This is a genomic window from Psychrilyobacter piezotolerans (assembly GCF_003391055.1).
Lineage (GTDB): Bacteria > Fusobacteriota > Fusobacteriia > Fusobacteriales > Fusobacteriaceae > Psychrilyobacter > Psychrilyobacter piezotolerans.
The window spans coordinates 1-24,342 of record NZ_QUAJ01000013.1; the positions used below are offsets into that span (position 1 = coordinate 1).

Genomic DNA, 24,342 nt, shown 5'->3' on the forward strand with positions numbered 1-24,342 from the left:
CTTAAAAAAAGCTTTTAGGTTGTCGTTGGTAAGAATATCTTTAAGTGTAATAGTAGTCATAATAGTTATTATACCAAAAACCCCCAAGATGGGGGCTGGGGGTTGAAGAAGCGTTAGCTTTTTTTTATCTAGGAAATTAAAAAAAATAATTTTGAAAAAGAAAAAATATAAACTATACTTAAACTGAACGAAATTATACTTATAGATCACTTACTTAAATTACGTTAGGAGCTTCAAGGGACACCTTAGGTGAAACAAAAATTTATAGGGGGAAAATGATTATGGTTAATTTATTGTTGTTGGGAGTAGTTGGAGGACTGTTGGCATTGATAGCTTCATATTTTTACGCTTCAAAGGTAAGTAAATATGAGATTAACGATGTTAAAGTCGAGGAGATAACTGAAGCGATCAGAGAGGGTGCCATGGCATTTTTACATGCTGAATACAAGGTATTGGTATGGTTTGTTTTAGGAGTCGCAGTTTTATTAGGAGTATTTTTGAGTCCCTATGTGGCACTTACCTTTATATTGGGAGCAATTACATCAGGAGTTGCAGGAAATGTAGGGATGAGGATAGCTACTAAAGCTAATGGAAGAACAGCCATAGCTGCCAGAGACGGCGGACTGTCCAAGGCATTGGATGTAGCTTTTGCAGGGGGAGCTGTAATGGGTTTAGCAGTAGTAGGGCTGGGACTTATAGGGATATCAGCACTGACTATAATATTTGATGCAAATATGGAAATTATAACAGGATTTGGAATGGGAGCATCGTCTATCGCCTTATTTGCCAGGGTAGGTGGAGGAATCTACACTAAGGCAGCTGACGTAGGTGCAGACCTGGTAGGAAAGGTCGAAGCAGGAATACCTGAAGATGATCCGAGAAATCCGGCAACTATTGCAGATAATGTAGGAGATAATGTAGGAGATGTAGCAGGGATGGGAGCCGATTTATTTGAATCATATGTAGGCTCAATGATAGCTACCATGGCACTGGGAGCTACCCTTTCCGGGCTTATGCCGGGACAGAGAATGGCACTGATTATAGCACCGATTTTAATAGCCTTTGTAGGGATTATAGCCTCGATAATCGGGACATTTACGGTGAAGACAGATAATCCGGATGAGGTTTATCATAAGTTAGAGGGGGCTACCAGAATTTCTGGAGTTCTAGCACTTTTAGGAGCCTTTGGGGTTATTAGATATCTGGGGATTCCAATGGGTGTATTCTATGCAATTGTTTCCGGGTTAGTGGCCGGATTAATTATAGCCTATTTTACAGGTGTATATACCGATACAGGCAGAAAATCAGTAAACAGGATTTCAGATGCAGCTAAAACCGGGCCAGCTACATGTATAATAGAGGGATTAGCAGTGGGAATGGAATCAACTGTAGCGCCTATAATAATAATAGTAATAGCTATTTTGGCAGCATTTCACTTTGCAGGACTCTACGGAATAGCCATTGCAGCAGTTGGGATGTTATCAACTACAGGTATGGTAGTAGCAGTAGATGCATATGGACCAGTAGCGGATAATGCAGGTGGAATAGCAGAGATGTGTAACTTACCGGAAGAGGTAAGAGCTTGTACAGACAGACTGGATGCAGTAGGGAATTCTACAGCAGCAGTAGGAAAAGGTTTTGCCATCGGATCGGCAGCTCTTACGGCATTATCGCTGTTTGCAGCATATAAACAGTCCATAGAAGCTCTGACAGGAAGGTCATTGCTAATCGATATAACTAATCCTAAAGTAATAGGTGGATTATTCATTGGTGGGATGCTTACATTCCTATTTTCAGCCTTGACGATGACAGCAGTAGGTAAAGCAGCCATGGAGATGGTGGAAGAGGTTAGAAGGCAATTTAGAGAACATCCAGGAATTATGGATTATACAGAAAAACCCGATCATAAAAGATGTATAGATATCTCTACAAAATCTTCTTTAAAAGAGATGATCGTACCTGGATTATTAGCAGTATTAGCCCCGGTAATTGTGGGGTTATGGTCTGTAGAAGCTCTGGGAGGATTATTAGCAGGTGCACTTGTAACAGGGATATTAATGGCTATCATGATGGCAAATGCCGGTGGAGCTTGGGATAATGCTAAAAAGCAAATAGAAGCAGGCTATAATGGAGATGGCAAGGGATCTGAAAGACATAAAGCAGCAGTAGTTGGAGATACAGTGGGAGATCCATTTAAGGATACTTCCGGGCCATCGTTAAACATCTTAGTTAAACTTATGTCTATAGTTTCATTGGTATTGGTACCGTTATTTATATGATAATAAAAATAAAATTATAGATTAAGAGCCAGAGAAATTTCTCTGGCTCATATTAACTTCTAATGGATTCACTTTAAAAGTATATAAATTTGATTAATTTTAAAGTAAAACCAAAAATATTCAAAATAGTATTAAAAATACTTGAAATAATGAATATTATGGGATATACTGAAATGTAGTATCAAAATAAATTGAGATGGTGTTTTTATGAGATTTAGAAATGAAGATTTAGATAAGGTTATAACACAATTGAATATTGTAGAGGTTATAGGCGAATATGTCGATCTAAAGAAGACAGGTTCGAATTATAAAGGTCTTTGTCCATTTCATAAGGATACTAACCCTTCCTTTATGGTAAGTACCTCAAAAAACATATATAAGTGTTTTGTTTGTGGTGCAGGTGGAAATGTTATTAAATTCTATATGGAATATAATAAGCTGACCTATGGGGAAGCAGTCTATGAGCTGAGTAAAAAATATAATATAGATATTTCTCCTATAAGTGGGAATAGTTCAGAGGATAGAAATAAGAAATATTATAAGATCTTGGATGAAGCACTTTCATTTTTCAAGGGAAATATTTTTTCTAATTCTGGAAGGGAAGCGCTGTCCTATCTAAATAACAGAGGGATGAAGCCTGATTTCATAAGGGAAAATAATTTAGGGTATGCTTTAAATGGCTGGGATTCACTATACAATTATTTGACAGGAAAGGGGTATGATCCTCCGATCCTATCTAAATTAGGTCTGATAAAGAGTGGTGACAAGGGGTACTATGATACCTTTCGTGACAGGATAATCTATCCAATCTACTCACCTGGTGGAAATGTAATCGCTTTCGGCGGCAGAACTATGAGTGACAGAAAGGAAATTGCAAAATATCTGAACTCACCAGAAACCCCGGTATTTCATAAGGGACGGAATCTCTATGGAATAAAAAATAAGGGTAGCAGCATTAGGAGAAAAAATTATGCCATCCTAATGGAAGGCTATATGGATGTACTGGCAGCTCATGCCTATGGGTTTGATGTGGCTTTGGCTCCTTTGGGGACAGCTTTTTCAAGTGAACAGGCTGAACTCCTAAAAAGATATACATCCAATGTAATAATCGCTTTTGATATGGATAATGCCGGCAGGGTAGCCAGTGAAAAAGCCAGTCTAGTCTTAAAGAAATATGGATTTAATATAAGGGTTTTAGAACTGAAAAATGCTAAAGATCCCGATGAATTTTTAAAAAAATATGGTAAGACTGAATTTTTGAAATCTGTAAAAAACTCAAAGGAGATCTTTGATTTTTTATATAGTTATTACGTCAGGGAATATGACCTGAGCAATTTTATGGCAAAGCAAAATTTTATAGGTAGATTTAAGGAATTTTTTCAATCTGTGGAAACTGATTTAGAAAAAAGCTTGTATTTGAATAAATTGTCGGTATCTTTAGGGATGGAAAAAGAGGTTGAAATATTAAAAAAAATCTTAATATTAAACAACGAAGATACTGTGGTACCTAAAAGAATAGAAAGACAACCGTTAAAGACAAAATCATTAAAAATAGACGAATTAGAATTAGAAACACTGAAACTTTGTTTAAAAGACAGAAAGTATTTCGAAAGATTTAAAAATAAGACTATAACTTCTCCCTTTGTTCAAAATATATTTGATACAATAGAGCAAAATGGAGAGCAGAACTATATACAAGAACTACTGCGTGGAAATTTTTTTAAGCTGGAAGAGGAAGAGGAGGAGATAATCCTCAATATATCTACAGAGCTTTCTGCTAAAAATGAAGACGATATTATAAATACTTATATTGAGGTTTATAAGAGGTGGTTCGTAAAAGAAATTGATGAAAAAATGAGTTTTTTTAAAAAAAATGATATAAAATCATTTTTAAATTGTAAAAAAATATATGAAAAAATAATTGGTGATATAAAGATAGATGATTTAGAGGAAAATTATAAAGAATTTATTTCTATGAAAATTTGATTTGTGAGTGTTGAGGAGGCAAGATGAAAGATTTTATTAAAAATGGGAAGGTCCGTGAAATCATAAAGAAGGCTTTAGAAGACAAGATTATGTCTTTTGAGGAGATAAACAGTAAACTTCAAGATGATTTTGCTCCAGAAAAAATAGAAACCCTGATCAATGGGATGATCAATCAAGGGATAAAAGTAGTAAGTGAAAAAGAGTTGAAGAAAAAGGCTGAATCCAAGGAAAAACCCGCTAAGACGACTAAAACCAAATCAATGATAGTAAAATCTGATCTTCTAGAAGATGACTCTGAATTTGATCCTGAAAAAGTAAAGGAAGTAACTGAAGAAGAATTGGATACTAAAAACTTACTTGTAGGCGGGGTATCTGTAGACGAACCTATAAAAATGTATCTTCGTGAAATTGGTCAGGTTCCACTATTAAAGCATGCTCAGGAGATAGAATTAGCTAAACGGTCTGACGAAGGGGATGAATGGGCTAAAAACCAACTTGTAGAAGCTAACTTAAGACTGGTAGTAAGTATAGCAAAAAAACATACCAATAGAGGTCTTAAATTATTGGATCTGATCCAAGAGGGAAATATTGGTCTGATGAAGGCTGTTGGAAAATTTGAACATGCCAAAGGATATAAATTTTCTACATATGCAACGTGGTGGATTCGTCAAGCTATAACAAGAGCTATAGCTGACCAGGGTAGAACCATAAGGATACCGGTACATATGATCGAAACAATAAATAAGATAAAGAAGGAAGCCAGAATCTATCTGCAAGAGACAGGTAAGGAAGCTACACCTGAAATTTTAGGTAATAGATTGGGAATGGAAACTGAAAAGGTAAAAACTATTTTGGAAATGAACCAGGATCCGATTTCACTTGAAACTCCGGTAGGAAGTGAGGAGGACAGTGAATTAGGAGATTTCGTAGAAGATAACAATATGCTGAGTCCATACGAAGAAACTCATAAGACTCTATTGAAGGAACAACTGAATGAAGTATTATGCAGTCTCAGTGATAGAGAGGAAAAAGTCTTAAGATTTAGATATGGTTTAGATGACGGATGTCCAAGAACCTTGGAAGAGGTTGGGAAGATATTTAAAGTAACCAGGGAAAGAATCAGACAAATCGAGGTAAAGGCCTTGAGAAAATTAAGACATCCCAGCAGAAGAAAGAAATTAGAAGATTTTAAAACGGTGTAAAAACTAATAACAATAATAAAAAAAAGAGGCTGACCCAAAGGGTTGTGCCTCTTTTTGATTACTAAATTCAGTAATTAACTATGAATTGCTCTTTTTTTAGTTTCTCAAAGAAAACCAATGAGTAACATTTTTCTTTTTAGCAGGATTTCTATATTTATGAGCTTGGAATTTCTCAATATAGATAGAATCGCCTTCATTTAAAGTGTAAAGTTTGTTATTTAGTTCAATTTCTAAGCTACCCTCGATAACAACTCCTACTTCATCATAGTTGTGTCCCCAAGAAAAGTCACTATGTTGATTATCATCAGAAATGGTGATAGATATACCATTTAACGCGTGGTTAGCATTGGTTAAGGTTTCTATAGCGATATCTCCTTGTTCCGATTCAAAGATAGATTTCCTTTCAGTTCTCCTGGTGATCGGAGACTGTTCATTTACATCCTGTAAAACTTCCATGAGGTTAACCTCTAAAGCTTCACAGATTTGTTGAAGGTTACTGATAGACGGACTATTCTGTCCCCTTTCGATATTACTGATAAATCCAACTGACAGGCTGGTTTTACCCGAAAGGTCCTTTATAGTCATTTTTTGTTCTTTTCTAAAAAATTTGATTTTCTCTCCTAAATTCAAGGTTTATCCCTCCTAAATTAAATGTTAATGTATATTTTACGTTCATCTCAAGAATCTTAATTTTAAGGTGATTTATGTATAAATAGAGCATAGATCAAATTTTAAGGCAAAACGTAATATTTTGAAACATTGTATTTTATTTAACACTTCATTGTATCATAAAAACTAATATATTAAAAATTGAAGTTTTATACTTGGAATTCAAAAAAATGAAAAAATAAAAAGGAAATTCATCAATTTTGTTAAGTTATAGTGAATTTTTTGCTTTTATGTTTAATTAAATTGTTTTTTTTTTGGAAAAAGTACACTTTTATTCAGAAAAGTGATTTTTTTATTTGAAAATAGTGAATTTTATGTTATACTAATCAGGTTGTTAAACAAGAATGTTGAACATTAAGCAATTAAAATATTTAGGAGGAAAGAAAAAATCATGGAAATTTTAAAAGGAATAGTATTATTATTATTAGTATTAGTCGGATTCACAATGTTTAGTTTAAAGATGCCAAAAGGTATGAAGGCAATGGGTGCATTAGCAGGAGCAGCAACAGCTAGTTTCTTAGTAGAAGCTTTTCACTTTTATGTTGGAGGAGACTTATTTGGAATTACTATATTAAGAGATTTAGGAGCAGCATCTGGTGGAATGGGTGGAGTAGCAGCAGCAACTCTAGTGGCGTTAGCACTTGGATCATCACCTGTATATGCAGTATTAATTGGTTGTGCAGTATCTGGATTCGGAATATTACCAGGGTTTTTTGCAGGATACGTATTAGGATTTATCTTACCTAAGATGGAAGAAAAAATACCTGATGGAATAGATCTAATAGCAGTTATAGTAATAGCAGCACCATTAGCAAGATTAGTGGCTATTGGAGCAGACCCGTTAGTTAACGCTACTTTAATCAACATCGGAAAAATAATTACTCAAGCTACAGCTCAAAGCCCGACTATAATGGCAATTATTTTAGGTGGAGTAATCACAGTAGTAGCAACAGCACCACTTAGCTCAATGGCACTTACAGCAATGTTAGGATTAACAGGATTACCAATGGCAATAGGAGCATTATCTGTAATGGGATCATCTTTTATGAATGCAGTATTCTTCCACAAGATATTCAAAGATAAGTCAACTACTATTGCAGTTGCAGTAGAACCGTTGACACAAGCTGACTTAATCTCGGCTAACCCAATTCCTGTATATTGTACAAACTTCGTAGGTGGAGCTATAGCAGGACTTATCGTAACTCACTTTGGACTTATTAACAATGCAGCAGGAACAGCAACACCAATCGCAGGATTAATGGTTATGTACGGATTTAACAGCCCGTTAAAAGTAACTATTGCAGCAGCACTATGTGCAGTGGCTGGATTAACAATAGGATTTATTGGATCACTTGTATTTAAAAACTTTAAGATCAAAAGTGTTGCAGAAGTTAGAGGAACAGTATAAAACTAAAAGGATATAAAAGAATATAAAAGAATATAAAAGAATATCGTATTAAGATATTGTACAAAATAATGATAGGTTTAGGGGTGCCTCCTAAACCTATTTATGATTTTCGGAGTACAGAATGAACTGCTTTAGTTCTTAACAGCTTATAAATGTACAGTGTTATAAAATTTGTATGGAAGAAAGTTTGTAAATTATAAAAATTATGTTATAATATAGTGTATAAAAAATTATTTTATTGAATTATTTGAAATTCAGAAAAAACTTAGGAGGAAACAGTTATGGATTCGTTAAAGGAATTATTTAAGATAGGAAATGGACCATCTAGTTCGCACACTATGGGACCGGAAAGAGCGGCAAAGAGATTTAAAATGGAGAACCCTGATGCAGCTAGTTTTAAGGTAGAATTATATGGATCATTGGCAGCTACAGGTAAGGGACATTTAACTGACTGGGTTATCGAAGAAACTTTAAAGCCTAAAGCTACGGAGATAGTTTGGATGCCGGAATTCGTTCATGAGTTCCATACAAATGGAATGAAGTTCATAGCTGTAGATAAAGATGGAAATGAAACTAAAGAATGGTTAGTCTTCTCTGTAGGTGGAGGAACTATCGTAGAAGATGGTGAAGCTAGAGGCGGATCAAATAGAATTTATCCATTGACAACTATGGATGAAGTAATAAAGTGGTGTAAATCAAACCAAAAAGAATTATGGGAATATGTAGCAGAGATGGAAGATGCTTCTATCTGGGCATTCTTAGAGAGAATTTGGGAAGCTATGGAAGAATCTGTAAAAACAGGTCTTTCAAAGACTGGAGTATTACCAGGAACTATTAAATACCCGAGAAAAGCTCAAATGTTTTATAGAAAAGCCAGAAGAGATGACTCAAGAACTAGTTATTTAGGGAAAATATTTGCTTATACATTGGCAGTATCGGAAGAAAACGGTGGGGGAGGAAGAGTAGTTACTGCTCCTACATGTGGTGCCGCTGGGATTATCCCGGGATTATTATATGCACTAAAAGAAGAACATAACTTATCTAAGGAAGAGACTTTAAGAGGTCTTGCTATAGCAGGATTAATTGGAAACTTAATCAAAGAAAATGCAACTATATCTGGAGCAGAAGGTGGATGTCAGGCTGAAGTAGGAGCTGGGTGTGCAATGGCAGCAGGAATGGCAGCATTTATCTTAGGAGGATCTTTAGATCAAATAGAATATGCAGCAGAGATGGCATTAGAGCATCACTTAGGACTTACATGTGACCCAGTGGGAGGATATGTACAAATTCCTTGTATCGAAAGAAATGCAGCAGCAGCAGTTAGAGCATTGGATGCAGCTAACTATTCATTATTTACAGATGGTCAGCATACAGTTAGTTTTGATAAGGTAGTACTTACAATGAAGCAGACTGGTCTGGACATGAAGAGTGAATATAAAGAAACATCATTAGGCGGGTTAGCTAAATTTGATTTTAATGCAAACTGCTAATTAAAAAATAAAAATTAAGTATATTTAGAGCATATCTAGTATGCTTGATTAACTAAGAGGCAGTTCCTATCGGACTGCCTCTTAATTTAATTTTAAATTAATTGAAAGAGTTTAAAATCTTTGGTATTATATATAATACTAAAAAAATATATTTGGAGTTGGGAAGATGAAAAAAGATGTTAAAGACATTAAAAATATAGGGGATATCATAGATATGAGAAGTTTTGAAGTGATGGCTGAAACTTCTACTCCTAATGAATTTAAGAGTTTAATATTAACTTTAGAGGGAAAAAAAATAGATGAGACAGGTGGAAGGGTTGAAAAATTCGATAGAAAAAATATAGGAAATTTTTATGAAGATACTGTGGAGAATTATCTGAGGGAACTATCCTCTGTAAAATCTATAAAAAAAGAAACAATATCAGAATTAATAAAAAATATTCAGGATGGAGATATCTCTTCCAGGGAAATTCTCATGGAAGGATCGTTAAAATTAGTGGCTAAGACAGCTCTTTATTATTCCAAAGTAGGAACAAGTTATATAGAGTTAGTTCAAGACGGTCTTATGGGAATAATAAAAGCCATAGATAACTATGATCCGGACTGTTTTATGGATTTTTCAGAATATATGGGATTTTGGATAAAATATGAGATGATTCAAAGTAACAAGCTGATTGTTGAAGAACTGAAATCACCTATAGTGGCTTACTTTAAAAATATGAAGGTAGAAGTATATAAGTCGGAAAATAAAATCATCAATTCAGAAATAAAAGAGACATACGAGGCAGAGATAAAGAGAGTTTTAAATATGGATATGGAAGAATTTGAAAATTTACAGAAGATCAATGAATATGGATTTTTGATAAAAAAAGAAGACAGGGAGGAAGCAGAGGTATATAAGAGTATTGCCGAGATAGATATGGAGCTGGCAAAGGTAGAAAAACTGATGTCGGTATCTAATTTAGCCAATAAATTTACAGCGGCAGAGATAAAGATCCTGGATCTATACTATGGACTCAGCGGGAAGAGAAAATACTTTGAGGAGATTGGAGAGATCTTAGATATGCAGCCGTCCAAGGTAAAGGCAGAGGTGGAAAAGCTTATGATAAAATTAAAGTATAACGGAAAGAAGGTATGGATCGATGAAGATTAAGACTTTAATAAAAAGATTGGAAAAAAAATTTCCTAAAAACATTGCTGAATCCTGGGACAACATAGGCCTTTTGGTTGGGGATGATAATAGAGAAGTAACTAAAATCCAGATCTCGCTGGATGCCACAGAAGAGGTGATAGATCATGCCATAGAGGCGGGGGCAAATCTCATCATAACCCACCACCCGATTATATTCAGCGGGATAAAAAATGTTACTTCTAAAAATATCATGGGGAGAAAACTTTTAAAATTAATTGAAAACAAGATTGCCGTATATTCTATGCATACCAACTTAGATTCAGCAGAAAATGGATTAAACCAGTATATATGTGAAAAATTAGGGGTGAAAACATCTAAGATTTTAGATGAAAAATATATGGAGATGTATCTGCTATCGGTCTATATAAAGGCAGAATTTGAGGAGAGGCTGGAATCTAAGGTAGAGGAATTCGGACTGGAGTATAATGGGTATAAAAATGTATACTATACCTCTGATTCTGTGGAAAGTTTTGAAAAGATAGAGGAAAAGACAGAAAAAAAAGAAAAGTTCAGGAATAAAAATAAAAAAATAAGTATCTTAGGTGAAAAAGGAAAACTGTCGAATCTTTTAAATGAAATAAAAAAAATTCATCCCTATGATGAAGTCGCATATGAGATGATAAAAACAGAAAATAAGATTTCTTTAGGCGGGCTGGGCAGGATATACAGTCTGTCTGAAGGAATGGAACTAGGCAGCTATTTAGAGGTGGTTAAAGATAAGTTATCTCTAAATAATGTAAGGGTAGTGGGAGAATTGGATAAAAAAATAAAAAAAATAGCTGTAGTAAATGGCGGAGGAGCTAGTTTTTTAAGTAGGTTAGAAAAAATAGGTGTTGACCTTTTTATAACAGGTGATATAAAATATCATGAAGCCCTGGATGCCAGGGAGATGGGAATATCTATCTTTGACATCGGCCACTATGAGAGTGAGTATTTCTTTACCGATATAATAGAAAGACATTGTGATGATTTAGCGGTGGAGATCTACAATGATCGGCCAGTATTTAAGAGTTTATAAAATTAGGAGGATCCTATGATAAAAAGAATGGTGTTTCTAATCCTTGTAGTGTTTACTTTTTCCTTTGGGCAGGTAACTGACAGCGGGAACTATTTGACTGCAGAAGAGAAGCAGGAAATCGAAAAAAAATTATCAGAGATTGAAAAAAATGGAGATATAGTGTATCATATAAATCTTGGCAGAAAAATGGATGAAAAAAATATCGTTGAAAAAGCGATAATTTTGGACATAATTCCAGATGGGAAAAATGATATCAATGTACAATTAAAGTTTACCCAGGATATAGATACTAGTGATTACGAGGAAGAAATCGACAATTTGCTGGTTGAAGGGGAAGATGCAGTAGTAAAAAAAGAGTATAAGAAGTTTATACTAAGTGTTTTGGATGTATCGGAAAAAATCGTGGATGATATAGAGGTAGACAAAAAAGAGATCCAAAAACAAGAGGTAAAAAAAACATTCATTGAAAATAAATTTGCAGGATTACTGATCCTGATATTTATGGCTATAGCTATTTTTGTAACTTTAAGGTTTATAAAGATGGGTGGAATTAGAAAGAGTAAATAAAGTATTAATAACTAGGTGTTAGAGTCAGTCGCTGCTGGAGTAATCCAGGGGAGGAACGTCCGGGCTCCACAGGGCAATGAAGGCAGCTAACGGCTGCTGAGGGAAACCTTAAGGAAAGTGCCACAGAAAATAGACCGCCTATGAACTTGTTTTGTAGGTAAGGGTGAAAAGGTGGGGTAAGAGCCCACCAGTATGATAGGAAACTATTGTAGCTTGGTAAACCCCTTCTGGAGCAAGACCGAAGAAAGGTCATTATGAGACTGCCCGTCTCGATCTTTAGGTGTGTCGCTTGAGCCTATAAGCAATTATAGGCCTAGATAAATGATTGACCAACGACAAAACCCGGCGTATCCTAACACCTATTTATCATAAAATTAACCCCTCCTGAATCAGCATGCTGATTTAGGAGGGGTTTTTACATATAGACCCATTTGACCCTCTCTCTGGATCTCTCTCCCTCGTAGGGAGAAAGAACTTTCTTCTACCCTAACACCCTCCCCTCCAATGGAGAGGGAAAGGTTATAACGGGATTGAGGAGTGAAATACTAAAAAATATGGAAAATGATTTAGAACAGATTAATTTATAAAATTAGTGTCAAAAAAGAAAAACTTTGTGAGCCTCTTTATCTCCTTTCTTTGTGATGAAGGGTTAGAGGTTTTGAATCTGTGTAAATCCAATTAATCCGTGTCCTCTGTGTTCTATAAATTGGCGGCAAAAACTCAGACTTTAATCTGTATCAAAAAGCATTTTACCAATTTTTATGATATCATATACTTGGAATAAAAATCTGATATGAGGTGAAAATATGAAATATAAGATGATAGTAACGGATATGGATGATACATTGTTAAACAGTGAGGGAAAGATATCGAGAGAAAATAAAAAAGCCATAATGAAAGCTCAGGAGATGGGGGTAAAATTTGTTTTAGCTTCTGGAAGGCCTACCTTTGCCATGAAAGAGTTTGCCAAGGAATTGGAACTGGATAGATACGGGAGTTATATGCTGAGCTATAACGGAGCTATAATTACCGAGTGTGCTACAGATAAGACATGGCTGGAGGAAAAATTAACTGTAGAAGATGCCCACAAGATATATGACCTGTCTAAGGAGCATAATGTTCATCTCCTTACCTATGTAGGTGAGGAAATTACCGCAGAAACTGAAAGTGAATACATAGATGTAGAGGTAGATCTTACAGGTATGCCCTATAGAAAGGTAGACTGCTTTAAATCAACTGTAACCGAGCCGGTAGTAAAATGTATCATGCTGGAAAAACCAGAGTATCTAAAAGAAGTAGAGAAAAAATTAAATGAACTCCTAAAAGGGGACTATAGTCTGGCTATATCCAAGCCATTTTTCCTGGAAGTAATGAAAAAAGGGATCGATAAAGGGGCTAGTTTATTGAAATTAGCTCATAAATTGGATATAAAACCGGAGGAGATAATAAGTGTAGGAGATTCCTATAACGACATGACTATGCTAGAGGTGGCAGGGATGCCGGTAGCTGTAGAAAATGCCAAGGTAGAAGTGAAGAATATGGCAAAATTTATCTCAACATCTCACAACGATCACGCGCTGAAAACAGTGATTGAGAGATTTATAATGGATAAACCATTAAATATGTAGTAAGGTTAAATTTTCCACAAAATAGAAAAGCTGAATCCTTCAGCTTTTCTTATATAAGAATAATTTTAAAAAAAATGTAAGATAAAATTAAGACCTTTAATAGGGTCTTTTTTTCTTGATCCCGCTTTTATTTATTCTAATCATCCTTTAATATTAAAGTTCATTACATGACTGAACTTTCGCGAAACAATAGTTAGATGATTAAGACCTATGCAGAGGTCTTAAATTGTACCTAATATAGAATAAAAAGCTAAATAAAAAGGAAGTATTTTCTTTTTAAGTATAACATCTTTACCAGGAGGTGATGCTGTGAAAAATATCAAAACAATCACTATGTCCAATCAAATTATATTATTTGTCTTTGGTCTTTTAACACTTTTTTTTATCATTTTTTTTATGGAATTTAATGACGTTCAGACGGAAATAGACTCTGATCTATATATGGGAGCTTCAAATGTCAAATACTATATGGGGGAAAATTTCGTTAGTAAGAAGCTGAATGAAAATACATTAACCCCGGAAGAAGCTCTTGAAAAATTTAATTTTTTACATGAAAAAGCACTATTATTGGGATTGGATTATTTTTACATCCTTATGAAAGATGGTAACGATATAGTTTATGCTGCCGTAAGTGATACCAAGGAAGAACTCCAAAAAGTTCCAAATTCAGGATTTTGGTTTTCCTTAAAGGAATCCGGGGATAATTCATTTGATGAAACCTGGGAAGCCTTTAAATCTTCTGAACCTGTATATATAGAATCCTCGGATATGTGGGGGAGCTATCGATCGGTGTATATTCCCGAAATTTCAAAGGATGGTATTAGATATATTGCCGGGGCCGATATTACAACTACTTCTTTAAAAAAACAGATTTTTTTAAAAACAATGAAGATATTTACTATATTTTTAATATCTATGTTTTTCATTGTACCGGTTTTATTTCTCTCTAAAAAAAGCATGAAAGCCAAAAAAAAATTAGAGAAATATATTACTTTTATGGATAATAGGGACAGACTTACAACTGCTTATAATAGAGACTATGGATTGAAACTCCTCTCAAATAAAATTAAAGAGTTTCACACTGAGGGTAAATCCTTTTCTATCGGTCTTTTAAACATAGATAACCTAAGGTTTATAAATGAATCCCGTGGAATGGATGTAGGAGATTGTTTACTTATTATAGTTCATAGGCTTTTAGTCCGAATTTCTAGAAAAACAGATACAATTGTAAGGGTGGAAGGAAATAAATTTATGATCATACTTCCCGGATTCCGTAAAAAATATCAGGGGAAAATATATGATGCCATTGAAAAAAAAATAGTGTTTTTCAATCAAAACAATAAAAAAGAATATTTTCTTAGATTAAATTACATTATATGTGAATATTATGATGGCAGTATGAAGGATTTTTTTGAGGAATCTATTCAAAAATTAAAGAAATTAAAAAAAAATGGAGGGATGGAAGATCTGGTACTTAAAGATGAGATCTCAAGGGGGATAAAAAACCTGGAATTCAAAACATTTTTCCAGCCTAAGGTGTATTTAGAAGAAGAAAAAGTTGGTTTTGAAGCTCTAGTCAGGTGGTTTCATCCTGAAAAGGGAGTTATTTCACCAAACATATTTATTCCCCTGGCAGAAGAATCTTATCTGATCAATAAAATAACTGAAATAGTTTTAAATGATTCCCTGAATGCTGCTGAGATCCTTAAAACAGATATTTCTATAAATTTATCTGCCATTTCATTTGAAAATAATTATTTTTTAAGTTCTCTTCAAAAAAAAATAGATGACTCTAGAAATAAAAATTATATTACCTTTGAATTAACAGAGAGAATAGCTGTAACTAATTTTGAGGATACCTTGGATAAAATAAATAATTTCAAAAAATCCGGAGTTTCATTTTCTATAGATGATTTTGGAAGCGGGTATTCTTCCCTTTCATATATTGAAAAACTTCCTATAAATGAACTAAAGATAGACAAATCGTTTATAGACAATATAAATACATCTTTGGTTAACCCCATCATAATAGAATTGATTACAAAAATTGGAAGAGTTGCAGGGTTTAAAACTGTGTGCGAAGGTGTGGAAACCGAAGAGCAGATTGAAAAGTTAATATCACTGGGAAGCGACAGCTTCCAGGGATATTATTTTGGAAAACCAGAGCCTCTTTTGAGGGTAGTGGAAAAATATGAGAAGGGAGAATATCATTCTAAGTTAAGGCAGTTTTCGTATAAAAATCAGCCTGAAAAATAGAGACTGAAAGTCTCTATTTTTCTTAATTTGAATCACAATTTTTATAAAAATTAGATGAAATAACTAAAAACTATACTTTTAGGAGAAACCATCTGAAAAAAATATTAGAGAAGGTGAAGAAGTTGGAAAATTTTAAATCATCTAAAATACTCATTTCATACTTAATCTTAATAGTGGTCACACTAACATTAGTATATTTAGATTCATCCTTTGCAAAAGTAGAAAATCCATCATCAAAAGATATCATAAGTGAATTTTTAATCTGTATTCAACCTGCAATATGGATATACTTTGGAAAATCCGGTTTTAGAAACAGCAATCACTGCCGTTTGATGCTGGGTGGCTTTATTATCCTTTATTCAGGGATCTTACAGGATTTAATGGATGAATTTTATGAAATAGAAGGGGTCTTAGGCGAACTGGAAAATGTTTTGGTCCCCATTGGACTGATCATCATATCGATTGCCGTTATTTTACGTTTTTTAGAGGAGGAAAAAAACAAGCTGCTTCTCTCACAAAAGACTGAAGATATCTATAATAAAAGCATAAAAGATCCATTAACCGGACTATATAACAGATATCATCTTGAAGAACATCTCGAAACTATCCTAGACAGACTAATTGATATTGATGCAGATGTATCGGTGGCGTTTATCGACATCGATAATTTTAAAGCAGTCAACGATGTGTATGGGCATGTAAAAGGTGATGAGGTTTTGACAATATTGGGGACAGAAATAAACAGATGCATAAGAAAGTCTGATTATGCTTTTAGATACGGCGGGGATGAATTTTTAATAATATATCCGAATACTAAAGTAAAAACAGCTCTAGCAATAACCGAGAGGGTCAAAAAAAATATTTCTATATCATTGAAAATAAAAGGGATAAAATCAAGTCTCAGTATTGGAATCACCACATATCAAAAATTTGAAAACTATAAAAATTTAATAGACAGAGCTGATAAGATTATGTACGAATCCAAAAGAAATGGTAAAAATCAAATAACCATAGCTACTTCATGATGGGGAATAAAAAAATCTGATGATTCAAAAGGAGGATGAATGCAGAATCTTATACGAATTATAAACGAGATTATTATTAATATGTGTCAGCTTTTAGCTTCCATAGTTATACTCTTAGGGGTAATCAAGGCTCTAATAATTTATGTTAAGGATCTTTTGTTTCAAAAGAACTCTCTAGATACCATCCAGGAGAGCAGATTAGAGATAGGACATTCCTTTTCTTTAGGATTAGCCTTTCTTATTGGAGCTAGTATTTTAAAAACTATTATTACCCCAAACTGGAATGATATCGGACAATTAGCGGCAACAATTGCAATTAGAACTACCCTCAATCATTTTTTGCTGAATGATCTAAAGAATATCTTCGAAAAAGAGAATAATGCAGATACTCCGGAAGGGAACAACCTGAAAAAAGAAGATAGGGATAATAAAAAAAATTGAAATTTTAAAAATTTATTTTATAAATCTAAACAAAAGGAGGTATTTTGTGGATTATATCGAAATTTTTAGAGAGGAGTTTAAAACTTCTCTACTTAACAATGACCGTATTGGGATTTTTGATATCTATAGGAAGGTAAAAAATCATCCTATAGATTTTGATTTTATTGAAGATATTATGGTGCCGGCTGCCGAAGAAATAGGAGAATACTGGGATAAGGGGGAGGTGTCTCTGTCCCAGCTATATATGAGCGGCCGTATCTGCGAAGAGTTGGTAATTTCAATTTTTCCAGATCAACATCTACTTCACAGGGGCACTATGAATACGGCTATAGTCAATTTTTGCGACCACCATCCGCTGGGCAAGAAAATAGTCTGTTCCACATTCAAAGTAAATGGAATCCCCCTGCTCGACTACGGACACGGAATCGACCAGGAGACCCTCATAGAAAAACTCAAGAGGGATAGACCAAAATTTTTAGTAATCTCTGTTCTGATGCTGCCCTCAGCTCTAAAAATTAAAAAGCTGAAAGAGAGGCTGTTAAAAGAAGGGATGGATACCAAAATATTGGTTGGAGGTGCACCCTTTAGATTTGATAAAGATTTGTGGAAACAAGTCGGTGCAGATGCCATGGGTATTACACCAATGGATACGTTAAATATCATAAAGGAATGGGGGGGGAGCTGCAATGAGTAAGTCTATGACATCACTAGAGAGAGTATTGAAGGCAATGAGCCACCAAGAAGCCGACAGGGTGCCGCTGTTTTTACTGTTTTCCATGTACGGAGCCAAAGAATTGAATTTAAGTATAGAAGATTATTACTCCGATCCCAAAAACGTGGTTAGAGCTCAGATAAAGCTAAGGGAAAAATATGGGCATGATTGCTTCTATACATTTTATTATGCATCCATCGAGACAGAAGCCTGGGGTGGAGAAGTTATTTTTTCAGAAGATGGTCCTCCAAATTCTGGTAAGCCTATAATAACAGAAAGGGTGGAAATAAGTGATTTGAAGGTTCCTGACATCCATTCTTCACCCTGTCTGAACAGGGTTTTAGAGACGACCAGGGAACTAAAAAGGTACAGCGATGAGGTGCCCATTATAGGCGTGGTGATGTCCCCCTTCTCATTACCTGTCATGCAAATGGGGTTTGATAAGTACATAGAAATGATCTATGAAGACAGACAATTTTTTGATAAACTGATGGAGATAAACGAGGAGTTTTGCATCCGCTGGGCAAATGCCCAATTAGAAGCCGGAGCCACAGCTATCTGCTATTTTAATCCAGTGTCATCCACTAGCATTATACCGAAAGAAATGTACAAAAAAACCGGATTCCAGGTGGACAAAAGAACAATTTCAAGAATTAACGGCCCTACCGTTACCCACGTTGCATCCGGTCGCTGCCTCCCAATCATAGAGGAAATCATAGAGACTGGTACCCTGGGCATAGGTGTGAGTACACTGGAAGATATAGGGGCTTTAAAGGAGGAGTGCAGGGGGAAGCTTTTCGTATTTGGAAATTTGGATGGAATAGAGATGTGTAACTGGGATGAAGGTGAGACGAAAAAAAAATTAGAAGAGCTTATTGAAAAAGCGGGATCCGGGGGTGGTCTTGCCATTTCAGATAATCACGGCGAAATACCATGGCAGGTACCTGAAAAAACTCTTTTGAATATATCAAAATATTCAAAAATCTTAGGGCTGTATCCTTCCAAAGATGCTGATCTAAATGAAGAATAAAACCTGTATACTGATATGCAGCAATTTTTATTTGGAATTGAAGGCTGTACTGGATAAAGAAAAACTAAATGATTTCTTTGCAAAAAGTTTTGACTGCAATTGTGCGGTACCTCAGCAGGAGAGCTGCTCTGTCATAGAAAGAATCTTAGAAAAAAATAAAAATAAATATTCAAGAACTCACCTGATATGCAGCAGCGGGTGTACGGGTACTGGAAGCCTAAATAAAAATAAGCCTGACTTTGGAATCAGCGAGACAAAATTATGTTTTAATTATCTTATCAATGAAAATATCGTCAATACTTATCTGGATAAAGGCAACTATATAATAAGCCCTGGATGGCTGAACAGATGGGAACACTATGTTATAGACATCTGGAAATTTGATCAAAATACTGCAAGAGAGTTTTTTAGAGAACATGTATCGCAGCTGCTTCTTCTGGATACCGGGGTATATAAAGAAAGTATCCGTAAAATACAGCAATTTTCAAACTATGTAGACAGGCCTTTTGAAATTTTGCCCGTTGGCCTTGATTATTTCAGCCTGTTTATCAAAAATATTATTCTTGAATTAAAAAATGAATCGGTCCAGGCAAGGCAGGAAGAACAAAGAAAGATCTCCATACTGCAAAACAAGAAAAATTCCGATTATTCGATGATCTGTGATTGGTTTGGAAATTTGAAGCAAACAATGGGCGAGGAATCCGTAATCAAACACATTCTCGATTTGATAAAAATGCTTTTTGCACCGGGAAAAATAATATATCTATCGGTAGGAGATGGCGAAAAAATAAATAAGCTTATTTGTTTTCCCCAGGGATGCGATCAAAGTGAATTAATGGAAATTTATGAAAATAGGATGGATGGAAAGTATCGGTGGACAAGATCAGGAAGTGGTTTTTGCATTAAGATCAGTCATGAAGGTACCTTACTAGGGATTCTTTTGGTGGATGATATAATGTTTGCGGAATATAGAAACAGCTACTTAAATACTTTTTTAGACATAAGCAACATATTTGGGTTAACTATTTCCACAGCGAGAATATACTCTAAATTTTTAGATACGAAAAACAGCCTAAGCATACAAAAATCATATTTTCAGCAGTTATTTAAAAATTCACCTGATGGGATTTTAAGACTGGATAAAGATTTAAGTGTCAAGGACGTCAATATCGCCTTTTTGCAAATGTTTCAGTCTTTTAAAAAAAATGTGATAGGTATAAAAATAAGAGATCTCTTAGGACTTTCCAACAAGACAGAAAATTATGATATATACATATATCAGCTGAAAAAAGGTCAAACTGTTAAAATTGAAACTAAAATAAGATCCCAAAATAGGGAGAGAGATGTATATATTCTAGCTTACCCCATAATAAATTTGGATGAATTAACCGGCTTCTATGTTATCTTCTCTGATATCTCAGATAGAAAAAATAAAGAAAAGAAAATTAGAAAACTGGCCTACGAAGACAGCCTGACCGGAATGCTGAACAGAAGGGCGTTTGAAATACAGCTCATGACAGCTTTAGACCGCTACCGGTTAAAAAAAGAAATTTTTACTCTGTTCATAATAGATATAAATAAATTCAAGAAAATTAACGATACTTTCGGGCATAGCGTAGGGGATGAGGTGTTGGTCAAGGTGGCTGCCAAATTAAAAGGGTGCATGCGTAAAAGTGACGCTGCATTTAGAATAGGCGGTGATGAATTCGCCTTAATAATACCGGATCTCTGTCAAGTTGATGTAGTTGAAAATATGGCCAAAAGGATATTATCTAATCTGGAGATGAAGTTTCCAGTCAAAGAATCTACTTTTAAACTCTCCGCCAGTATGGGGATATCCATCTGCCCATACGACGGTACAGATATGGAAACATTGTATAAAAAAGCCGATATAGCCATGTACAAGGTAAAGAAGATGCAGAGTCATGAGTTCAGTTTTTTTAGCAGCAGGTATGATAATGAAAGTAATGCAGACTTATGCGCAGCGGCTGTGAGATCAGAATATTAAATAAAAAATTAAAGAGCTTGTTTTCTGTGTTTTGCAGGAGCAGGCTTTTTAATTTTAACTGCATTTTATATTTATTATTTCCATATGATAAAAAAAATTGACTTGTGTGTGTGGAAAATGTTACACTAACACAGAAGTGACTAGTCAGTCATTTTTTTATTAAAGGAGGAAAGAATGGACAATAAAATCAAAAAAAGAAAAAAAATAATAGAAGTAGCCACAAAGCTTTTTGTGGAAAGGGGATTTCATGGAACTCCTACCAGCTTAATAGCCAAGGAAGCCGGGATTGCCACAGGAACCCTGTTTAACTATTTTAAAACCAAGGATATATTGATAAATGAAATATTCAAGGACATAAAATCAGAACAAAAAGAAATCATTTTAAAAGATTTAGATGAAGCGAAGACCTCTAAACTGAAATTGAAGAAAATTTGGAAAAACTTGATTGTATGGGGAATAAACAATCCGCAGGAAAGGAAGTTTATAAATTATTTTAGTAATTCTAATTTTATAAGTGATGATACCAAAACTGAGATCAAAAAAAATTATAAGTTCTTATTGGATATTTTCAGAGAGATTATAGAAAAAAAAGGAATGAAAAATACCAATGAACTGATGCTGATCCTTAATTTTATGGGAGCCTGTATATTTACAGGGAAATATTTTCATATAACTAAGGAACCCTATAATGAAAAAGTATGCGATGAACCCTTTGAAAGGTTTTGCAAGAGTATAGAGCTGTGCGATGAAGATTAATTATCGAGAAAAAGGAGAAGAAAAGATGAAGAAGATAATAAGTTTGATGTTAATATTAATGGTATCTTCCCTATGGGGAGCAGAAAAAATGACTTTAAACGAGTCCTTAGAGACGGCCTACGAAAACAACTATGAGTATCAAAATATAAAAATTGATAAGGAAAATATTGATTTACAGGTGAGAGAGGGATATAAATCGGCTGCTCCTGCACTGGATTATAGAGGTGGATATACTGCTACAGGGGATGAAAACAAAATGAGTATGACCGACGGGTCAAAGAGTGACCAAAGGCTGAACCATGAACTGGGAATTACACAGCCGATCTACAATGGCGGAACGGTAATTGCAGGAATTGAAATTGCTAAGATATCCCAAGAATTGACGACATATAAATTGGCTAAAAGTAAGAGTCAGTTGAAACTGGGAGTTATAGATGCGTACCTAAAGATCCTTGCTCAGGCAGAGGTTATTGTGGTATATGAAACGTCGCTGGAAGAAGTGAAGGCGGCTTTTGAAAAAGCAGAGAGAAAATATCAGTTGGATCTAATATCTAAATCGGATTACCTGCCTCTTAAAACCCAGGTTATATCTACAGGTACTGATCTGGTGGAAGCACAGAATCAAGGGGAAATATATATGATTGAGTTTAAAAATATTATCGGGATGCCCATGGATAGAGATATAGATTTAGAGAATCTAGAGTTTCAAAAATATGATTTAGATCTGATAGATATAGATGCTGACATAAATTATGCTCTTTTAAATAATAAAGACAGCCGAATATCTAAGTTAAACACCGATATAGTAGAAAAGCAGGAAAAAATATCCAGAGCAGACTTATTGCCGCAAATCAATGGTAGGCTGGCTTATAAGGCAGAAGACCGGCACTTGAGTGATTCTATGGATAATTGGTATTGGACTGCTGGTATAGAAGTAAATTGGAGATTATTTGATTTTGGAAAATCCTGGGATGCTTATACAAGATCTAAAAATGAGACCAGAAAAGCCGGAAATATTGAGAGAAAAACTTTGGACGATTTGGAAGTAAACATAAGAACTAACTATATTGACCTGGTTAAGTTAAATGGGACTACAGAGGCTAAGGAGGCTGAATTGGAAGCTGCCCAAGAGAACTACGATCTGCAAAAAAGAAAGTATAATGAAGGGATTATATCTATAACAGATTATTTGATCTATGAAACTCAGTTAAATAATACGAAACTATCTCTCATTAAAACAAAGCTTGATTATTACTATGCATATGAAAAATATTTAGAAGATTTGAAATAAAAAAACAGTCACGAATTACACGAAGGAGATGCGAAGGAAAAACTTAGCCACCAATAAACACCGATCTTCACTGATGGAAAAGAAAAAGAGTTCATAAAGAGAATCTAAAACTTAGTGATCTTGGTTCAAAAACTTTGTGAGTTTGGTGTAAAGGTTATAATTTTATTAATCTGTATCAAAAAGATTGATTGGTTTAATTCATGAAAAAAATCGTATAATTTTAGTATAGATTTGTGCGCAGCACATTGGGAGGATAGAATGAATAAAATAATGAAGCAGATGGCGATATTACTTGTAGGATTGAGTTTGGTAGCCTGCGGAAAAAAAGAGGAAATTGTTAAGGGGAAGGAAGAGATAAATTATAAAAATGTAAAGGTGGTAGATGCTGATTTAAGCCATATAAATAAAGTGTCGGTATCATCTGGGTCTTTAGATTCCATAAATGAGATGGAAGAGATCACTAAAACCAGGGTAGATGTAATAAAAATAAATTATAAAAACGGAGATAAGGTAAGGGTAGGAGATGTAGTATTGGTCCTTGAAAATCAAGATGTGAAATCTGCGTATTTAGATTCTAAAGCGAGAGTGATCTCAGCAAAGGCAGACTATGAAACGCAGAAAACTACCTACAATAAATATGAAATTCTTTACAATGAAAAATTAATTTCAGAAGAGGAGTTCTTAAATATTAAGAATAAATTAGCTTCCAGTGAAGGAACATACAGGTCTGCTGTGGCAGCACTTTTAAAAAATGAAAAAGATTATAATGATCTTACTGTAAAAGCAAAAATAAATGGAACAATAGCGGACTTAGACTTAAAATTATATCAAAAAATAGAAAAGGAGCAGCCGCTGTTTAAGGTAGTAGACAATGACAGTTTAAGAATTTTAAGCGGGGTATCCTCCCAGGATGTAATCGGACTAAAGACAGAGGCAACAGCTAATATCTATGTGGAAGATTCTTTGGAACCTGTGCAGGGGTCGCTGTATGAGATCAATCCAATAGCCAATTCCTCTACTCGAAAATTTGAAGTGAAAATAAAGATAGAGAACGAAGATTCTAAGTATAAGCAGGGGATGTTTGCAAAGGTAGAACTATATACGGGAAAAAAAGAAGGAATACTGGTTCCTAAAAAAGCTGTGATTGTTGAGGAATTGTATTCATATATATTTGTGGTAGATAAAGAAAATATAGAGTCAGAAAACTATATAGTGAAAGAGACAAATGAGAGGTTGGTAGCCAGAAAGATAAGGGTAAACGTAGGGATCTCCAACGGGGAAAATTGCGAGGTAATAAGCTCGGATTTGAAAGAGTCAAATAAAGTAGTAGTGGCAGGGCAGTATTCTCTGAATGATGGAGATTATATAAAGGAAGAGAATTAGG

General features: G+C 34.5%; 19 protein-coding genes and 1 other RNA gene. 19 read left to right on the forward strand and 1 reads right to left on the reverse strand.

Annotated features, from left to right (window positions below):
- Positions 1 to 275: 275 nt before the first annotated feature.
- The 3 genes from DYH56_RS08325 to rpoD all read left to right on the forward strand — a co-directional run bounded on the left by DYH56_RS08325 (position 276) and on the right by rpoD (position 5,467).
- Positions 276 to 2,279, forward strand: coding sequence for a sodium-translocating pyrophosphatase (locus DYH56_RS08325; RefSeq protein WP_114642390.1), 2,004 nt, complete (start codon positions 276 to 278; stop codon positions 2,277 to 2,279).
- Positions 2,280 to 2,486: 207 nt separating this feature from the next.
- Positions 2,487 to 4,265 (forward strand): DNA primase, encoded by a 1,779-nt coding sequence (gene dnaG, locus DYH56_RS08330; protein WP_114642391.1) that lies wholly within the window; start codon positions 2,487 to 2,489, stop codon positions 4,263 to 4,265.
- A gap of 23 nt (positions 4,266 to 4,288) precedes the next feature.
- On the forward strand, positions 4,289 to 5,467 hold the full coding sequence (gene rpoD / locus DYH56_RS08335; RefSeq protein ID WP_114642392.1) for an RNA polymerase sigma factor RpoD: 1,179 nt from the start codon (positions 4,289 to 4,291) through the stop codon (positions 5,465 to 5,467).
- A gap of 96 nt (positions 5,468 to 5,563) precedes the next feature.
- Here the strand turns inward: rpoD and DYH56_RS08340 are convergent, their stop codons facing one another.
- A complete protein-coding gene (locus DYH56_RS08340) occupies positions 5,564 to 6,097 on the reverse strand; it encodes a helix-turn-helix domain-containing protein (RefSeq protein ID WP_114642393.1) in 534 nt (177 codons plus the stop codon).
- Positions 6,098 to 6,527: 430 nt separating this feature from the next.
- Here DYH56_RS08340 and DYH56_RS08345 point away from each other — a divergent pair, with 430 nt between their 5' ends.
- The 16 genes from DYH56_RS08345 (at position 6,528) to DYH56_RS08420 (ending at position 24,341) form a co-directional block, all read left to right on the forward strand.
- A complete protein-coding gene (locus DYH56_RS08345; RefSeq protein WP_114642394.1) occupies positions 6,528 to 7,544 on the forward strand; it encodes a PTS sugar transporter subunit IIC in 1,017 nt (338 codons plus the stop codon).
- 281 nt (positions 7,545 to 7,825) lie between these two features.
- Positions 7,826 to 9,034 (forward strand): L-serine ammonia-lyase, iron-sulfur-dependent, subunit alpha, encoded by a 1,209-nt coding sequence (locus DYH56_RS08350; RefSeq protein WP_114642395.1) that lies wholly within the window; start codon positions 7,826 to 7,828, stop codon positions 9,032 to 9,034.
- Positions 9,035 to 9,200: 166 nt separating this feature from the next.
- Positions 9,201 to 10,187 carry a sigma-70 family RNA polymerase sigma factor gene (locus DYH56_RS08355; protein WP_114642396.1) on the forward strand — a complete coding sequence of 329 codons (987 nt, stop codon included), beginning with the start codon at positions 9,201 to 9,203 and terminating at the stop codon, positions 10,185 to 10,187.
- Positions 10,177 to 11,244 (forward strand): Nif3-like dinuclear metal center hexameric protein, encoded by a 1,068-nt coding sequence (locus tag DYH56_RS08360; protein ID WP_114642397.1) that lies wholly within the window; start codon positions 10,177 to 10,179, stop codon positions 11,242 to 11,244. Before DYH56_RS08355 ends, DYH56_RS08360 begins: the two co-directional genes overlap by 11 nt.
- 15 nt (positions 11,245 to 11,259) lie before the next feature.
- Positions 11,260 to 11,811, forward strand: a complete 552-nt coding sequence (locus tag DYH56_RS08365) for a hypothetical protein (protein WP_114642398.1) — start codon at positions 11,260 to 11,262, stop codon at positions 11,809 to 11,811.
- A 12-nt stretch (positions 11,812 to 11,823) separates the two neighbouring features.
- Positions 11,824 to 12,177: RNase P RNA component class A (gene rnpB / locus DYH56_RS08370), an RNA gene on the forward strand.
- Between the two features lie 440 nt (positions 12,178 to 12,617).
- The gene (locus tag DYH56_RS08375; RefSeq protein WP_114642399.1) at positions 12,618 to 13,439 is read left to right on the forward strand and encodes a Cof-type HAD-IIB family hydrolase; all 822 of its coding nucleotides are present in this window, start codon (positions 12,618 to 12,620) and stop codon (positions 13,437 to 13,439) included.
- A gap of 309 nt (positions 13,440 to 13,748) precedes the next feature.
- On the forward strand, positions 13,749 to 15,695 hold the full coding sequence (locus DYH56_RS08380) for a GGDEF domain-containing phosphodiesterase (RefSeq protein ID WP_114642400.1): 1,947 nt from the start codon (positions 13,749 to 13,751) through the stop codon (positions 15,693 to 15,695).
- 122 nt (positions 15,696 to 15,817) lie between these two features.
- Entirely contained in the window at positions 15,818 to 16,720 is a 903-nt protein-coding gene (locus DYH56_RS08385; protein ID WP_114642401.1) for a GGDEF domain-containing protein, read from the forward strand.
- Between the two features lie 39 nt (positions 16,721 to 16,759).
- Complete coding sequence (locus tag DYH56_RS08390) at positions 16,760 to 17,161, forward strand: DUF1622 domain-containing protein (RefSeq protein WP_114642402.1); 402 nt, start codon at positions 16,760 to 16,762, stop codon at positions 17,159 to 17,161.
- A 46-nt stretch (positions 17,162 to 17,207) separates the two neighbouring features.
- Entirely contained in the window at positions 17,208 to 17,855 is a 648-nt protein-coding gene (locus DYH56_RS08395) for a cobalamin B12-binding domain-containing protein (protein WP_114642403.1), read from the forward strand.
- A complete protein-coding gene (locus tag DYH56_RS08400) occupies positions 17,848 to 18,903 on the forward strand; it encodes a uroporphyrinogen decarboxylase family protein (protein ID WP_114642404.1) in 1,056 nt (351 codons plus the stop codon). Before DYH56_RS08395 ends, DYH56_RS08400 begins: the two co-directional genes overlap by 8 nt.
- Positions 18,893 to 20,911: a diguanylate cyclase domain-containing protein gene (locus DYH56_RS08405; protein ID WP_114642405.1), complete on the forward strand. Its 2,019-nt coding sequence runs from the start codon at positions 18,893 to 18,895 to the stop codon at positions 20,909 to 20,911. The genes DYH56_RS08400 and DYH56_RS08405 overlap by 11 nt, the downstream gene beginning before the upstream one ends.
- A gap of 174 nt (positions 20,912 to 21,085) precedes the next feature.
- Entirely contained in the window at positions 21,086 to 21,667 is a 582-nt protein-coding gene (locus DYH56_RS08410; protein WP_114642406.1) for a TetR/AcrR family transcriptional regulator, read from the forward strand.
- Between the two features lie 25 nt (positions 21,668 to 21,692).
- Positions 21,693 to 22,958 (forward strand): TolC family protein, encoded by a 1,266-nt coding sequence (locus DYH56_RS08415; RefSeq protein ID WP_158539101.1) that lies wholly within the window; start codon positions 21,693 to 21,695, stop codon positions 22,956 to 22,958.
- 258 nt (positions 22,959 to 23,216) lie between these two features.
- Positions 23,217 to 24,341 (forward strand): efflux RND transporter periplasmic adaptor subunit, encoded by a 1,125-nt coding sequence (locus DYH56_RS08420; protein ID WP_114642408.1) that lies wholly within the window; start codon positions 23,217 to 23,219, stop codon positions 24,339 to 24,341.
- Position 24,342: the final 1 nt, after the last annotated feature.